This is a genomic window from Bradyrhizobium sp. CCBAU 21365 (assembly GCF_015291305.1).
GTDB classification, from domain to species: Bacteria; Pseudomonadota; Alphaproteobacteria; order Rhizobiales; family Xanthobacteraceae; genus Bradyrhizobium; species Bradyrhizobium elkanii.
Window position 1 is genome coordinate 7,657,048 of record NZ_CP030036.1, and the last position, 14,367, is coordinate 7,671,414.

Genomic DNA, 14,367 nt, shown 5'->3' on the forward strand with positions numbered 1-14,367 from the left:
ATTGCGAAATGGCTTCGGTCGCCGGGCACCGCCCGGGCTCAATGACCAAAAAGCAGATAGCTGCGGTCGATGCCGCGGAGATCGCGTGTCTCGTCGGTCCAGCCGACCGCGCGGCGGTAGCTACCCAACGCGGCAGTCTGCCGCAGCGCGACCACATCGGTCGGGCGAGGCTCCTCCGCATAAGGCGACACGTAAAGCGCGTCCTCGGGACAATACAGTTCGCAGAGGAAACAGGTCTGGCAATCGCCCTGACGGGCGATCACCGGAATCCCCTCCGTCTTGTCGAAGACATTGGTGGGGCAGACATTCACGCAGATGTCGCAGGACGTGCAGCGCTCGGCGTCGATCACCTCGATCATTCCGCGGCCTCTGCATAGCTGGCATCGGCATGCGGCCGCACCGTGGTCCAGACCTCATCGAGGCCGCCGCTCGTCACGTAATGGCGTTGGCGGTCGTCCTGATCGGGATAGTCGTCGCGGCGATGCATGCCGCGGCTTTCGTTCCGCGCCAGCGCGCTGCGGTACATCCAGCGCGACGTCGCCAGCATGGCCGCACTCTCACGGGCGCGCAGCAGATCGTCCTTGCTCGCCGCATCGGCCGCCGAGGCGTCGGACCATTCCGCATCGAGCCGCGCCAGCGCGCCTTCGAGACGCGAGGCGTGCCGGAAATAGTTCAACTCATACGGATAGACCTCGTCCTGGACTGCCTTTGCCAGCGCGGCCGGCTCAAACGCGCGACCCGCTCTGCTTCGAAACGCAACGGTGCCGGCGGAGACGAGGCGTCGCTGACGTGCCGGGCCCAGCTGCCTTGCATAGCCGGCAGCGCCCGATCCGGCCCAGGTCCCCGATGACATCGCCCAGGCGGCGTTGTGGCTGCCGCCGCCGGTGAAGCCGCCGCAGATCAATTCGCGCGTCGCTGCATCGCCGGCGGCATAGAGTCCCGGGACGCTGGTGGCGCAGCTGTCGTCGACAATGCGAAGGCCGCCGGTGCCGCGCACGGTGCCTTCGAGCCGCAAGGTGACGGGAAAACGCTCCCTGAAGGGATCGATGCCGGTGCGATCGAACGGCAGGAAGAAATTCGGCTGCGACGCGCGCATGTGACGCTGCACGTCGTCGTCGGCCTTGTCGAGGCGGGCATAGACCGGTCCCTGAAGCAGCGCGCGCGCAATCGCCGATCGCCCGCCCTTGGATGCCGCACCGGGAACGACACTGCCGTCCTCATAGCTGAAGGTCGCCCAGCCATAGAACAGCGTCTTGGTCATAGAGCCGAACGCCGGCGAGATCGCGTAAGGGTTGGAGAACTCCATGCTGCTGAACTCGGCCCCGACCTCCGCGGCCATCAGATAGCCGTCTCCGGTCAGCACATTCGATCCCAGCGTCTTGCTCAGGAACGCACAGCCGCCAGTCGCGATGACGACGGCCTTGGCGCGCACGATCCAGCGATCGTGCTTCTGGCGGCGAACGCCACTGGCTCCCGCAACCGAGCCGTCGTCCTCCACCAGCAGCTCAAGCGCCGGGCTGTGATCGAGGATGGTGACACCGGCCTGCTTGGTGCGCTTGCGCATCAGGCGCATGTATTCCGGCCCCTGCAGCGAGTTGCGCTGCGACTTGCCACTGTCGTCGACCGGGTAAGGGTAACCCCAGGCTGCCAGACGATTGCTGTCCTCGTAGGTCTGGTCGAGCACGCGCGCCATCCAGCGGCGATCCTGCAGGTGCCCGCCCATCTTTTCGCGATTGGCCATCGCGGCCTCGCGCAGCGCCGGATTGGGATCGACATACCAGACGCCGGTGCCGGCAGCCGCGGTGGCACCCGACGTGCCGCAAAATCCCTTGTCGGCGAGCACGACGCGCGCGCCGCGCTCCGCGGCGCTCACCGCGGCCCACGTGCCCGCCGGTCCGCCGCCGATCACCAGCACATCAGCGTCGAATTCGACCGAGCCGCCTGGCACGGTTCGCTGTTCGGCGCGTCGCTCGTGGACTGTCATGGTTCAGTTCTCCGGGCGGCACCGATTGCTTGCAATGCGCCGCAACAGCATCGTTACGCGCGTAGGCTTTCCTGGCAATTTCAGATATTTGCGCAGACTTGGACGAAGCTTCCCCCGCCGCTGCGCGCCGAAGAATATTCATGCGGCGACGGACAGGACGTTCCGTTCATTGCAGAAGATCGACACCGGATTTGTCCGCAGATCGCGCAGCGGAGACGGATATTTCTTTTTGCATGCGCGCGCCGGCCGCTCGTTTTCATGCGACCAGACAGGCGATATTTCGTGAATCGTCTCACCTCAATGCGTGGCCGCCATGTCCGATCGTCAGCTTCACCTCAATGTCAACCTGTTGCACTCCGGCGTCTATGCGTCGGCGTGGCGGCTGCCCGAAAGCGATCCTCGCGCCTGCTTCGACGTCAGCCATTATGTGCGCGTGGCTGAGATCGCCGAGCGCGGCAAGCTCGATGCGATCTTCCTTGCCGACACGCCGGCGATCACTGACCGCATCGACTACCGTTCCTTCATGTCGATGGAACCGACGATCGTGCTGGCATCGGTGGCCGCGGCGACCAGCCATGTCGGGTTGATCGCGACCGCCTCGACCACCTACAACGAGCCCTACAACATCGCGCGCCGCTTCGCGACCCTGGACCTGGCGAGCGGCGGCCGCGCCGGCTGGAATGCCGTAACCACGGCCGACGCGTCGGCCAGCCGAAATTTCGGCCTCAGCCACGTGCTGGAGCACAAGGCCCGCTACGAGCGCGCCAAGGAGTTCGCCGAGGTCGTCCATGCACTGTGGGACAGTTGGGAGGACGACGCCTTTGTCGGCGACAAGTCGTCGGCGCGATTTGTCGATACGTCGAAGGTTCATCCGATCGGGCATCGCGGCGCCCATTACTCCGTGGCCGGTCCGCTCAACGTGCCGCGTTCGCCGCAGGGCCGCCCGGTGACCGTGCAGGCCGGCGGCTCGAGCGACGGCCGTGACCTCGCTGCCGCGCAGGCCGAAGCCGTGTTCACGCTGGCCCAGACGATCGAGGAAGGCGTCGCCTATGCGCGCGACCTGCGCGCCCGCGCTGCGGCCTACGGCCGCGCCGGCGACTCCATCGTCATCCTGCCGGGCCTTGCCACCGTGATCGGCAGCACCGAAGCCGAGGCGAAACGGCGGCAGGATGAGCTGTGGGAGCTGGTTCCGATCGAGTACAGCCTGGCGCGTCTCGCGGGCACCTTGCAGGTCGATTCTGCGATTCTAGAGCTCGACAAGCCGCTACCCGATCCACTGCCACTGCCGTCCAACGCCAACCACACCATGTTCCAGGGCACGGTGAACATTGCGCGCCGCGGCAACCTCACCGTCCGGCAGTTGTTGCGGGCACTCGGCGGTGGGGTCGGACACCGCATCATCGTCGGCACGCCCGAGCAGATCGCCACCGACATCGAGGCCTGGTTCAGGGCTGGCGCGGCCGACGGATTCAATCTGATGCCCGACGTGTTGCCGACGGGGCTCGAAATCTTCGTCGACAGCGTGGTGCCGATCCTGCAGCGCCGCGGTCTGTTCCGAACCAATTACGCCGGCACCACCTTGCGTGAGCATTTTGGCTTGCCTCGGCCGATCAGCCGCTTTGCGCGTCAGACGGAAGCCGCCGCAACCGCGTGACGCAGCTACTGCGAACCCGCCAGCAGTGCTCGCGTATCATTCGCAACAGATGACGCTGCGCGGACGCGCGGGATGATCTCCTTCGCAAAGCGCTCCATCTCGGCCTCGAAAGGCTGGAACTGCAGCATGAACAACTCGATGCCCGCGGCATGGAACGCCCGGATCCGGGCGGCCACGTCATCATAACTGCCGACCAGCCCGGCAGCGGTGCCGCCGTTGCTGCCGACCCGCTCCGACTTCTGCATGGTCTGCATCATCACCACCTTCGGATCGGTGTTCTGCCGCCGGATCGCCTTCATCGAGGCGTCCTTCCGCGACAGCTCCAGCAGCCGCTCATAGGCGGCCTGGGCCTCGGCCTGCGTCCGGCGCGCGATGACGAAGGCGGACAGCCCGAAGCGAAGCGGCGCCGAACTCCGCGGCCGTGCCGCCACGTCGGCAATGAGGCCCGCGACATCCTCGAGCGGCTGACCGTTGATGAACCAGACGTCGCCGTGGTCGGCGACCAAAGCGCGCGCCGGTTCGGACTCGCCGCCGACATAGACCAACGGTCGCGGTCGGTGGAGGCTCGTCGGCCGCAGCAGATAATCGCGGACGTCGAAATGCTCGCCCTTGTAGGTCAACCGCTCGCCCTGCATCAGGCGCGAGACAATCGTGATCCACTCGCGGCCATAGGCGTAACGGGCATCGTGCTCGGCAAAGCCGATGCCGGCCTTGTCGAGCTCGGGCCGGTTCCAGGCATTGACCAGGTTGATCGCGAAGCGTCCGCGGCTGATGTTCTCGATCCCGAGCGCGAGCTTGGCCAGAACCACCGGGTGATAGAGATAGGGCTTGATGGCCGCGATGATCTCGATCCGGCTGGTCAATGCCGCAACGGCCGCCGCCGCGCTCCAGGCCTCGAGCTGATCGAGATCCTCCTGATGCGGATTGATGGTGTGCTGCGCGATCAAGGTGGAATCGTAGCCCAGCGCTTCGGCGGCAAGCACGAGGTCGCGATTGCGCTCCCACGATGCGTCATACGGCTCCTCCGGATCCTGATAGGCCGCGCGCGAACCATGGACCAGCGCCCAGATGCCAAAGCGAAGCGGTCGTGTCGACATGCCGGTGTCTCCGATTTCCCTGACGTTACGTCGGCGTGTTTTCAAAGAAGCACGGCGGCAGATCAAGCCGCGGCGCATCAAAAGATTATCCTTGCCGCGCCGCGCGCGCCGATAAACCAGAAAACTCCGGACGCAGCGACAATTGGAATACGGCTCTATTTCTGTTCGAGAAAATTCGTGGGACAGTTTGCGTCGCATGAGCCGCGCGCCTTTTCGAACGACGACGAACCGTCGATCGAGAGAACGGCGGACTATGCCGCGCGCGATCAATGAGGCTCGCGCGCAATGTTGGACGAGGACAGAACAAACTTGAGCAACCTCGAACAGGCTGCGTCATCAATCGCGTTTGATTCAACGCCGCGCAGCGATCAAACCGCATCGCCGTCCCGGAAGGCACGAGTGGAGATCGGCCGGCGTGGCATGCTGCTGCTGTCGTGGCTCGCCCCGGTCGTACTTCTGATCGTCTGGGAATTGCTGGCGCAGGCCGGTTGGCTCTCGCCGCAGGTGCTGCCGGCACCGAGCAAGGTGGTCCGGACGGCATTCAGGCTTGCGACGTACGGAAGCCTGCTGAACGATCTCGGCGTCAGCCTGCTGCGCGCAACGGCCGGCTTTGCGATCGGCGGCAGCGTTGGATTCGCGCTCGGCATCCTCGTGGGTTTCTCGCGGATCGCGGAGGCCGCGATCGACCGCAGCATCCAGATGATCCGCGCGATCCCGTTTCTCGCCGCGCTGCCGCTGGTGATCGTCTGGCTCGGCGTCGGCGAAGCCCAGAAGATTTTCCTGGTCGCGCTCGGCGTCGCCTTCCCGATCTACATCAACACCACGCTGGGTATCCGGCAGGTCGACCCGAAGCTGCTCGAGCTCGGCCGCGTCCAGGGCCTCGGGACATTCGAGCTGATCCGGCGCGTCATCCTGCCCGGCGCGTTGCCCTCGATCCTGACCGGTGTGCGCTATGCGCTGGCAACCGCATGGCTGGCACTGGTGGTCGCGGAGACCATCGGCGCCCAGTCCGGCATCGGCTTTCTCGCCATGGATGCGCGCGAATTCCTGCGCACCGACGTGATCGTGCTGACGATCGTGATCTATGCGCTGATCGGCGTCGCCGCCGACGGCATCGCGCGCGCTCTGGAGCGACGGCTATTGGCCTGGCATCCCAACTATGGAGGCGCGCGATGACGCTGCACGCCGTGCTCTCACCGGCCGCGATTGCGCCGGCCGTCGTGGTGACGGGACTGCATCGCGCCTATGGCAGCCGCGTGGTGATCGAGAACCTCAACCTGCGCATCGAGCGCGGCGAGTTCGTCGTCCTGCTCGGCGAAAGCGGGTGCGGCAAGACCACGCTGCTGCGGGCGCTGGCCGGCCTCGATGCGATCGACGGCGGGCGCATCACGGCACCACGGCGGCCGGCCGTCGTTTTCCAGGAGCACCGGCTGCTACCGTGGGACAGTCTGTGGCGCAACGTCGCGCTCGGCCTCAATGCGAGCGACGCCCGTCAGCGCGCCGCCACCGCGCTAACCGAGGTCGGACTCGGCGGCCGTCTCGATGACTGGCCGCGCAACCTCTCGGGCGGCCAGGCGCAGCGCGTGGCGCTGGCGCGCGCGCTGGTGCAGGAGCCCGAGCTGCTCTTGCTCGATGAGCCCTTTGCCGCGCTCGACGCGCTGACCCGCATTCGCATGCACGATCTGGTGCGCGAGCTGGTCGCCGCCCATCGGCCCGGCGTTCTTCTGGTCACCCACGACGTCGACGAGGCGATCGCGCTCGCCGACCGCATCCTGGTGATGCGCGAAGGCCGGATCGCGTTCGAGCATCGCATGAAACGTAACGGCGCAGCGCCGATCGGCCGCGCCGAGCTGCTGGCGGAGCTCGGCGTCGGCACCTCTCACCCCATTCCTGCCTGAGGACCAATCGATGTCTATCCCACGGTTCACCAACCCCACCCGTCGCAGTTTCCTTGGCGGTGCCGCTTTCGGCATCGGCGCGCTTGCTGGCCTTGACCTGTCCGGGCCGGCACATGCGGCGACCGGCCGCGTCACCGACACGGTGCGTCTGACCTGGGGTTTGAGCGGCCTCAATCTGATCGCCAAGGAGCGCGGCGAGTTCGAGAAGCTGCTGGCCAGGGACGGCATCAAGGTCGATTGGCTCGGGCCGTTCCCCAATCATGCACCGACGCTGCAGGCTGTGACCGGCGGCAGCGCCGATTTCAGCTTCGGCGGCAGCACGACGCCGGCACTCGCCGCGATCATCGCCGGCTCACCGCTGGTGTTCACGCAATTCGTGGTCTACGAGCCGCGCACCACTGCGATCATCGCGCGGGATGACTCCGGCATAAACAAGGTCGAGGATCTCGTCGGCAAGTCGGTGGCGGTGAACCGTTCGGGTCTCGGCGAATTCCTGCTGGTTGCGGCGCTCGAGAAGCACAAGGTCGACCGCTCCAAGGTGACGTTCGTCTATCTCAACCCGCCGGACGCAGCGCCGGCGCTGGCCTCCGGGAAGGTCGACGCCTGGTCGATGTGGAGCCCGGGCGTCGACATTGCGCGGCTCGAATACAAGGCGCACGACATCTTTCTGGAAGGTCGCGATCTCGAGTTCCAGATCGACTACACGTCCTACCTGACCACCCGAAAATTCGCGACCGACAATCCCGCGCTGGTCCGGGCCGTCAATGATGCCTTCCGCGCCGAAGGCAAGTGGATCTCCGCGAACAGCAAGGATGCCGAATACATCGCGCAGAAGGCCGGCAAATACAGCGACCAGGTCCGCGACCAGTTCATCGCGCTGAACCGGCAGTATCGCTACTTCGCCGCCAACGACGAAAACTTCCTCGCCGAACTGCAACGGGCCGCCGACTGGTTGGTCGCGCGCAAGGTGCTCCCGGAGCCGATCAAGGTCACCGACCATTTGGCCCAGGTCTGATCAGCAGCCGTCCTATCAATCAACGCCATTCGGGTGATACCAATGAACAAGCCCTTATCCGCTACCTCGCTGGAACCTTCCGACCGCCTCCGCAGCCACGCGCCCGATATCGACGCGCTGCTTGGCTGCATCGCGGAAGGCGCCGCCGACCGCGAACGCGAGCGCGTCCTGCCGTTCGCGCAAGTCGATCTTGTTCGCAAGGCCCGCCTCGGCGCGTTGCGGCTACCGATCGAAGCCGGCGGTGCCGGCCTGTCAATTCGCGCATTGTTCGAGATCGTCATCGGTCTCGGCGAAGCCGACGCCAATGTCGCGCATATCCTGCGCAACCATTTCAGCGTCGTCGAACGCGTGGTGCGCCGGCCGAAGGACGATCAGCACAGGCAATGGCAGAAGGCAGTCGCCGACGGCGCAATCATCGGGCTTGCGGCGACCGAGCTCGACACGCCGAAGGTCGGCAACGTCACGCCGAACACGGCACTCACTGCCGACGGCGACGACTACCTGCTCAACGGCACGAAATACTACAGCACCGGCACGTTGTATTCGGACTACGTCCTCGTTCGCACCGCCGACGCATCCGCCACCAATGCCGCCGTGCTGATTCCGATCAACCGCGACGGCGTTGAGCTCATCGACGACTGGGACGGTCTCGGGCAGCGGCTGACGGCGACCGGCACCACTCACTTCCGCAACGTGCGCGTCAAGCGCCAGGAGGTCGTATTCGATGCACCGGACATCGGCTATGGCATTCCCTACTCCAACACATTTGCCCAGCTGTTCCTGACCGCGATCAATGCCGGCATCGCGCGCGCCGTGCTGCGCGACGCCAGCGCCCTGGTGCGGACCCGCAAGCGGACGTTCTATTACGCGCCGAGTGAGGTCCCAGCGGACGATCCGCTGCTGCAACAGACCATCGGCCAGATCGCCAGCGGCGCATTCGCCGCCGAGACCGTGGTGCTTGCGGCCGCGGAGGCGCTCGATGCCGCCACCGACGCTTTCGATGCAGGCGACGAAAACGCAGTCGATGCCGCGCACAAGGCCGCGCTGCTGTCGGCCAAGGCCAAGATCGTTGCGGACGAATTCGCGATCCGGAGCGGCAGCCTGCTGTTCGACGTCGGCGGCGCCTCGGCCACCAAGAAGGCGACCAATTTCGACCGCCACTGGCGCAACGCGCGCACGCTGGCGTCGCACAATCCAAACACCTTCAAGGCGCGCTCGATCGGACAGTACGAGATCAGCGGCACGCCGCTACCCGCCAAGGGCTTCTTCTAGGGCTCCGTTCCGATCGAATCGGCACGGAGCTCTGGATTGCTGTTTTGATGCGTTTTCTTCACGCGAACCGGTATCCACTTCGCTCGAAAGCGCTCTGGCGAGGTCCAATCCGGCGAGGCAATGCAAGGGAGAATCCCGATGAGCAAGCCGGATATTCATCTTGTGGACGCCGACCACGAGATCGAGCGTCAATTTCGCCTTGTCATGCGCCGCCTCCCCGGCGGCGTTTGCATCATCACCGCAGGACAGGGTGAGGAGGTCACCGGCATGACGGTGACCTCGCTGACGTCACTCAGCGCCAGCCCACCCCGATTGTTGGTCAGCATCAACCGGCAGGCATCGTCCTTCGCACCGATCGCCCGCCATCGGCTGTTCGGCGTCAACATCCTCGGCTCCGACCAGCAGGCCTTGGCCGAGCGCTTCAGCAATCGCTGGCTGAACGGCAGGGAACGCTTCGAAGGCACCGACTGGACCCATGGAGCTTCGGGCGTGCCGTTGCTACAGCGGTCGCTTGCGATGATCGAATGCCAGGTCGAGGAGATCATCGAGCGGCATTCCCACGGCATCATCGTGGGCCGCCTTGCCAGCATGGAATTGTCGCATCGGCTGTCCGGCCTCACCTACTGGAACGGACAGTATGTCCAGATCGATCACGAGGCCGATCTCGACCTCTTGGCCGAAGTCAGCATTCCTCTGGCGCATGTCCGTTAGGACAGACAAAGGGTGCAGCATGAAACGCGAATTGCCGCCAGCATCGCCTCCGTCAACGGCCGGCGCGGTCAGCAGACCACCAGGTCGCTGGCAGCTCGACCGGATCGTGGCCGAGTTGCGCACGTCGCGGGAGGAGACCCACAGCATTCGGCAAGACGGCGAGGCTCGCCGTGCCCCTCGCGCGACGCGTTGGTGGCGATCCTGGATGGCCTCACCGAGGCGCTGTTTCCGCGCCACTACGGCCAATCGGACCTCGACGGCGAGAACATCGACTATTTCGTCGGCAATACGCTGAGCACAGCATTGGATTCGCTCAGCGCGCAGATCCATCGCGGCGCGCTGTTCGTTGGCGACGAGCTGGAGCCGGGCTTTGCGCACGAAGAGGCGATCGAGCTGACACGCGCATTCGCCACCCAACTGCCGTCGGTCCGCGGACTTCTGATCAACGATCTGCGGGCGGCATTCGTTGGAGACCCGGCGGCGCGGAATTTTCCCGAGATCCTGATCGGCTATCCCGGGATGACCGCCATCATCCACCATCGCCTTGCGCATCTGCTTTACCAGATCGGCGCGCGGCTGGTGGCGCGCCTGATGTCGGAGATCGCCCACACAAGGACCGGCATCGATATTCATCCCGGCGCTCGGATCGGCTCCGGCTTCTTCATCGATCACGGCACCGGCGTCGTGATCGGCGAAACCGCCATCATCGGCAACAACGTCCGAGTTTATCAGGCGGTCACGCTCGGCGCGCGGCATTTCCCGACCGACGACGAGGGCCATGTGATCAAGGGCGACGCCCGCCATCCGATCGTTGAGGATGACGTTGTGATCTACGCCGGCGCAACCGTACTCGGCCGGATCACGATCGGCCGCGGGTCGACCGTCGGCGGCAACGTCTGGCTGACCAAGGACGTGCCGCCGAACAGCATTGTGACGCAGGCCACCGCACGAAACAGTCCGAGCGGCGCCTGAACCACGGCCTCACGCCGCAACCTGTGCCTTCCATCGCATCAAGCGCCGTTCCAACGCCTCCAGGACGGCATTGAATGCCAGCCCGATCACGGTGATCCCGATTATGCCGAAATACATCTGCGGGATCAGGAAGCTGTACTGGCTGTTGATGATAAGATAGCCGAGACCGGCCTTGGCGCCGACCATCTCGGATGCGACCAGCACCAGCATGGCTGACGCACTGGCGAGGCGAATGCCGACAAAGATCGTCGGCAGCGCCGCCGGAAGGATCACCTTGCGGAACAGCTGCTGCGGGGTCGCGCCCATGGTCCGCGCCGACTTGATCAAGAGCGGATCGACCTGCTTCACCGCGGCGATGGTGTTGAGCAGCAGCGGCCAGGCGCAGCTATAGACCACCATCGTGACCTTCGAGAGCTCGCCGATGCCAAGCAGCAGGATGAACACCGGCAACAGCGCGAGCGGCGCAGTATTGCGGCAAATCTCGATGAACTGGTTTAGGAGATCGCCGAGCCTTGTGTACCAGCCGACGGCCAGCCCGAGCGGGACGAACAGCACGACCGACACCAGAAACCCGCTCAGGGCGCGGAGCAGGCTCGCGGAGGCGTCGTCATAGAGTTCGCCGGTTTGCGCGAGCTGCCAGCCTGCGGCGATGACATGAGAGAAGGGCGGCAGAAACACCGCGTCGATCAAGCCGAGCCTGGGCGCGGCCTCCCAGATCGCCAGAAGGGCGATCAACAGCAGGGAGCGGCGCCCGAAAGCTGCCAGACCGCGGGTCGCGGCGCGGACCGCGCTCACCAGCGGTGACCGCGCTGCCGGCGCGTGCTCGTCTCGCCGCCCATGCGCGAGCTCCAGCAATGTCAGCATCTCCAGGCTAGACATGAGCGACTTCCTCTACTTCACGCTCGACACGGCCTGCGCTGACCCTACCCGCCGATTGCCCCTGCTGCGCCTTCTGCACCTCCTCGCGGAGCAGGCTCCAGATCTCATGGCGCACGCGGCCGAATTCCGGCAACGAGCGCACATCCTCGGCTTCGCTGCGCAAGGCCGCGGGGATGTCGACGATCTCTTTGATCCGGCCCGGACGCGACGTCATGACCGCCACGCGCTGGCCGAGCACGACCGCCTCGTCGATGCCATGGGTGATGAAGATGATGGTCTTGCCGGTGGCACGCCAGATCCGCAGCAGCTCGCCCTGCAGCGTTTCGCGCGTCTGGGCATCGAGCGCAGCGAACGGCTCGTCCATCAGCAGCACTTCTGGATCGTAGGCCAGGCTCCGCGCGATCGCGACACGCTGCTTCATACCGCCGGAAAGCTCGTGCGGATAACGGTCGGCAAAACCGGACAGCCCCACAAGGTCGAGAAAGTGCCGCGCGATCTCCCCGCGCTGCTTCGGCTTGAGGCCGGCAATGTCGAGCCCGAACTCGACATTCTGCGCGGCAGTGCGCCATGGAAACAGCGCATACTGCTGGAACACGACGCCGCGGTCGCGTCCAGGCCCGACGATCGGCCGACCATCGAGCAGGATGCGGCCGCTGGTCGGCGTTGCGAGCCCGCCGAGCAGATCGAGCAATGTCGACTTGCCGCAACCGCTTGGACCGACCAGGGCGAGGAATTCGCCGGCGCTGACGTCGAACGTGATGTCCTCGAGCGCGGTGAAATGGCCCGCCGGCCGGCCCCCTTCGCCTCGGGTGACGAACTCTTTGCGGACATTCTCGAAGCTAATCTTGACCGACGTCATCGCGCCTCCGCCGTCTTTCCGGGACGGAAATAGTTGAACTCGTTGGTGTAGGTGTCCGAAGCCTTGATCTGGCCCGGCTTGAGCAGGCCGTCCTTGACCAGCCAGTCGATCCAGACCTGCAGCTCGGCATCCGAGATCACGCCGCCCCTGGACGCGACGCCGGTGCTCTTCCAGTACTTGATCGAGGAGGCATCCTCGTTGCGTTTGCGCTCCGCGATGATCCGGTCGAAACGGGCCCGCACTTCATCGGGCGGCGTCGTCTGCGCCCATTGGATGGCGCGCGAAATCCCCTCAACCAGCTTGCGGGCGGTGTTCGGATTGTCCTTGATGAACTTCTCCCGCAGCACATAGGCACCGCCGGTGAACTGTCCGAACAGATCGGTATCGTTGAAGAGCGAGCGGATCCCGCCACGCTCCAGCGCCTTGTCGCGCAACACGCCGCTGAGCGCGCTCACCTCGACCTGCCCTTGCCGCAACGCCTGCTCGCCGGTGACGGGTGGAACCGCCACCAATGTCACCTGCTTGGCCTCGCCGGCGCCAAGGCCGTTCCGCGCCAGATACTCTCGCAGCACGAACTCCAGATGGGCGCCAAGCGTATTGACCGCGACCTTCTTGCCGATCAGGTCGCGGGCAGTCTTGATCGGACTGTCATCCTTCACATAGTAGCCGTAATAGGTGTTCGCGTCGGAACCGTAATAGCCGACCACCGCCTTGATCGGCGCCTTGGCCGCGATCAACTTGATGATCGCGCCGTAGAAAGCGCCGCCGACGTCGATGTCGCCGGTGACGACGGTCTGGATGTCCTGCGGTCCGCTGATGGTGTTGCCAACCCATTTGAGCTTGAGGGGCGCGAGGTAGCCGAGGTCCTCGGCGAGCTCGGTGAACGTCACCTGCCCGGCCCAGCCTTGATAGCGGATCTCGGTCTTCTCGAGCGGTGGCTCGGCGAAGGCCGGAGCGATCAGGCCCAACGCAAAGGCGCCGGCCAGCAGCAATCGCGCCGCCCGGCGCGCAGCGGCTCGCCGCGCGCGCAGAATTCGAACGATGGCATTCATGGTGTTGCTCCAATAGGCGACATGCTCAGGCTGCCTTCGCCGGGTGCGGCTTCGGCGATTTGATCCGCGTCACGCTGTGGCGGCCGTCGACGCTGACTGGAACCTCGCCATCGATGGTGGCGCGGCGCACCACGCGATGCTGATCGCCGTAGTCATTGACGGCGTAATGCTGGGTCGCGCGATTGTCCCAGATCGCGACGTCTCCGGCCCGCCAGCTCCAGCGCACGGTGTTCTCGGGAGCCGTGATGTGAGACTGGAACAGATCGAACAGCTTCTGGCCGTCATATTTCGGCAGGCCGACAAAGCGCTGAACGAAATTGCCGAGCACCAGCGTGTGCTCGCCCGTTTCGGGATGAACGCGCACGACCGGATGCTCGGTCTCATAGATCGTCCCGGTGAATACCTCGTCGAAATGCTTTCTGTCGGCGTCGGTGGCGCGAGACTTCACCGCGTAATCATAGGCATTGCTGTGAATCGCCCAGAGCTCGTCGGCGAGCTTGCGCAGTGGTGCCGGCAGATCGAAATAGGCGGCCGCCGTGTTCGACCAGACTGTGTCACCGCCATAGGGCGGAATCACCACGCCGCGCAGCACCGAGATCTTCGGATAGGCATCGACGAAGGTGACGTCGGTATGCCATTGGTCGGCGCGGCCACCACCACGCCCCGAATCCAGCTCGAGGATCGACGACGTGCCCTTGCTCGGGCCGATGGTCGGATGCGGTACCAGTTTGCCGAGCCTGACCGCGAAGCGCTCCTGCTCGGCGTCGTCGAGGTGCTCCTGGTCGCGAAAGAAGATCACCTTGTGCTCGAGCAGCACCTGGTTGATGGCACGGATGAGCGCGCCGGGAAGGTCACCCGACAGCTTCACATTCTTGATCTCGGCACCAAGCCGAGCAGCGCGCTTGACGATGTCGGCGCGCGGAATGACGTTGTCGATGGTGGTCGTGTTGCTCACGATGTTGGTCTCGTCGCCG

The 14,367-nt window shown here is 65.2% G+C and carries 15 protein-coding genes; 8 read left to right on the forward strand and 7 right to left on the reverse strand.

What is annotated here, in order from left to right:
• Nucleotides 1-38 precede the first annotated feature (38 nt).
• Nucleotides 39-359 carry a ferredoxin family protein gene (locus XI02_RS35935; protein WP_016840109.1) on the reverse strand — a complete coding sequence of 107 codons (321 nt, stop codon included), beginning with the start codon at nucleotides 357-359 and terminating at the stop codon, nucleotides 39-41.
• Nucleotides 356-1,984 carry an FAD-dependent oxidoreductase gene (locus XI02_RS35940; protein ID WP_172647011.1) on the reverse strand — a complete coding sequence of 543 codons (1,629 nt, stop codon included), beginning with the start codon at nucleotides 1,982-1,984 and terminating at the stop codon, nucleotides 356-358. The genes XI02_RS35935 and XI02_RS35940 overlap by 4 nt, the downstream gene beginning before the upstream one ends.
• Between XI02_RS35940 and XI02_RS35945 the strand changes: the two genes are divergently transcribed.
• A complete protein-coding gene (locus XI02_RS35945; RefSeq protein WP_141713381.1) occupies nucleotides 1,983-2,270 on the forward strand; it encodes a hypothetical protein in 288 nt (95 codons plus the stop codon). The genes XI02_RS35940 and XI02_RS35945 overlap by 2 nt on opposite strands.
• A 27-nt stretch (nucleotides 2,271-2,297) precedes the next feature.
• Nucleotides 2,298-3,638 carry an LLM class flavin-dependent oxidoreductase gene (locus XI02_RS35950; RefSeq protein WP_018273450.1) on the forward strand — a complete coding sequence of 447 codons (1,341 nt, stop codon included), beginning with the start codon at nucleotides 2,298-2,300 and terminating at the stop codon, nucleotides 3,636-3,638.
• Between the two features lie 5 nt (nucleotides 3,639-3,643).
• Here the strand turns inward: XI02_RS35950 and XI02_RS35955 are convergent, their stop codons facing one another.
• A complete protein-coding gene (locus tag XI02_RS35955; protein WP_172647010.1) occupies nucleotides 3,644-4,735 on the reverse strand; it encodes an LLM class flavin-dependent oxidoreductase in 1,092 nt (363 codons plus the stop codon).
• Between the two features lie 420 nt (nucleotides 4,736-5,155).
• Here XI02_RS35955 and XI02_RS35960 point away from each other — a divergent pair, with 420 nt between their 5' ends.
• From XI02_RS35960 to epsC, 6 genes are all read left to right on the forward strand, one after another.
• Nucleotides 5,156-5,911, forward strand: coding sequence for an ABC transporter permease subunit (locus XI02_RS35960; protein WP_244981130.1), 756 nt, complete (start codon nucleotides 5,156-5,158; stop codon nucleotides 5,909-5,911).
• Nucleotides 5,908-6,633 carry an ABC transporter ATP-binding protein gene (locus XI02_RS35965; RefSeq protein ID WP_172647009.1) on the forward strand — a complete coding sequence of 242 codons (726 nt, stop codon included), beginning with the start codon at nucleotides 5,908-5,910 and terminating at the stop codon, nucleotides 6,631-6,633. Before XI02_RS35960 ends, XI02_RS35965 begins: the two co-directional genes overlap by 4 nt.
• A gap of 10 nt (nucleotides 6,634-6,643) precedes the next feature.
• The gene (locus XI02_RS35970) at nucleotides 6,644-7,648 is read left to right on the forward strand and encodes an NrtA/SsuA/CpmA family ABC transporter substrate-binding protein (RefSeq protein WP_016840136.1); all 1,005 of its coding nucleotides are present in this window, start codon (nucleotides 6,644-6,646) and stop codon (nucleotides 7,646-7,648) included.
• A 42-nt stretch (nucleotides 7,649-7,690) separates the two neighbouring features.
• Entirely contained in the window at nucleotides 7,691-8,920 is a 1,230-nt protein-coding gene (locus XI02_RS35975) for an acyl-CoA dehydrogenase family protein (protein ID WP_016840138.1), read from the forward strand.
• Between the two features lie 138 nt (nucleotides 8,921-9,058).
• On the forward strand, nucleotides 9,059-9,631 hold the full coding sequence (locus XI02_RS35980; RefSeq protein WP_016840141.1) for a flavin reductase family protein: 573 nt from the start codon (nucleotides 9,059-9,061) through the stop codon (nucleotides 9,629-9,631).
• Between the two features lie 192 nt (nucleotides 9,632-9,823).
• Nucleotides 9,824-10,603: a serine O-acetyltransferase EpsC gene (epsC, locus tag XI02_RS35985; RefSeq protein ID WP_246783597.1), complete on the forward strand. Its 780-nt coding sequence runs from the start codon at nucleotides 9,824-9,826 to the stop codon at nucleotides 10,601-10,603.
• A gap of 9 nt (nucleotides 10,604-10,612) precedes the next feature.
• On the opposite strand, the gene XI02_RS35990 is transcribed toward epsC, so the two are convergent.
• The 4 genes from XI02_RS35990 to XI02_RS36005 are packed head-to-tail and all read right to left on the reverse strand — an operon-like array spanning nucleotide 10,613 to nucleotide 14,330.
• Nucleotides 10,613-11,482 carry an ABC transporter permease gene (locus XI02_RS35990; RefSeq protein ID WP_172647008.1) on the reverse strand — a complete coding sequence of 290 codons (870 nt, stop codon included), beginning with the start codon at nucleotides 11,480-11,482 and terminating at the stop codon, nucleotides 10,613-10,615.
• Complete coding sequence (locus tag XI02_RS35995) at nucleotides 11,475-12,341, reverse strand: ABC transporter ATP-binding protein (protein WP_172647007.1); 867 nt, start codon at nucleotides 12,339-12,341, stop codon at nucleotides 11,475-11,477. The genes XI02_RS35990 and XI02_RS35995 overlap by 8 nt, the downstream gene beginning before the upstream one ends.
• On the reverse strand, nucleotides 12,338-13,393 hold the full coding sequence (locus XI02_RS36000; RefSeq protein WP_069277062.1) for an ABC transporter substrate-binding protein: 1,056 nt from the start codon (nucleotides 13,391-13,393) through the stop codon (nucleotides 12,338-12,340). Before XI02_RS36000 ends, XI02_RS35995 begins: the two co-directional genes overlap by 4 nt.
• Before the next feature lie 25 nt (nucleotides 13,394-13,418).
• Nucleotides 13,419-14,330, reverse strand: coding sequence for a TauD/TfdA dioxygenase family protein (locus tag XI02_RS36005; RefSeq protein ID WP_370169439.1), 912 nt, complete (start codon nucleotides 14,328-14,330; stop codon nucleotides 13,419-13,421).
• Nucleotides 14,331-14,367 lie beyond the last annotated feature (37 nt).

What these genes read in the sequence shown, in the direction of transcription:
- XI02_RS35975 (WP_016840138.1), top strand. Translation starts at nt 7,691, where the DNA reads ATGAACAAGCCCTTATCCGCTACCTCGCTGGAACCTTCCGACCGCCTC.
- XI02_RS35960 (WP_244981130.1), top strand. Translation starts at nt 5,156, where the DNA reads ATGCTGCTGCTGTCGTGGCTCGCCCCGGTCGTACTTCTGATCGTCTGG.
- XI02_RS35965 (WP_172647009.1), top strand. Translation starts at nt 5,908, where the DNA reads ATGACGCTGCACGCCGTGCTCTCACCGGCCGCGATTGCGCCGGCCGTC.
- XI02_RS35950 (WP_018273450.1), top strand. Translation starts at nt 2,298, where the DNA reads ATGTCCGATCGTCAGCTTCACCTCAATGTCAACCTGTTGCACTCCGGC.
- XI02_RS35990 (WP_172647008.1), bottom strand. Translation starts at nt 11,482, where the DNA reads ATGTCTAGCCTGGAGATGCTGACATTGCTGGAGCTCGCGCATGGGCGG.
- XI02_RS35935 (WP_016840109.1), bottom strand. Translation starts at nt 359, where the DNA reads ATGATCGAGGTGATCGACGCCGAGCGCTGCACGTCCTGCGACATCTGC.
- XI02_RS35980 (WP_016840141.1), top strand. Translation starts at nt 9,059, where the DNA reads ATGAGCAAGCCGGATATTCATCTTGTGGACGCCGACCACGAGATCGAG.
- XI02_RS36000 (WP_069277062.1), bottom strand. Translation starts at nt 13,393, where the DNA reads ATGAATGCCATCGTTCGAATTCTGCGCGCGCGGCGAGCCGCTGCGCGC.
- XI02_RS35955 (WP_172647010.1), bottom strand. Translation starts at nt 4,735, where the DNA reads ATGTCGACACGACCGCTTCGCTTTGGCATCTGGGCGCTGGTCCATGGT.
- XI02_RS35970 (WP_016840136.1), top strand. Translation starts at nt 6,644, where the DNA reads ATGTCTATCCCACGGTTCACCAACCCCACCCGTCGCAGTTTCCTTGGC.
- XI02_RS35945 (WP_141713381.1), top strand. Translation starts at nt 1,983, where the DNA reads ATGGTTCAGTTCTCCGGGCGGCACCGATTGCTTGCAATGCGCCGCAAC.
- XI02_RS35995 (WP_172647007.1), bottom strand. Translation starts at nt 12,341, where the DNA reads ATGACGTCGGTCAAGATTAGCTTCGAGAATGTCCGCAAAGAGTTCGTC.
- XI02_RS35940 (WP_172647011.1), bottom strand. Translation starts at nt 1,984, where the DNA reads ATGACAGTCCACGAGCGACGCGCCGAACAGCGAACCGTGCCAGGCGGC.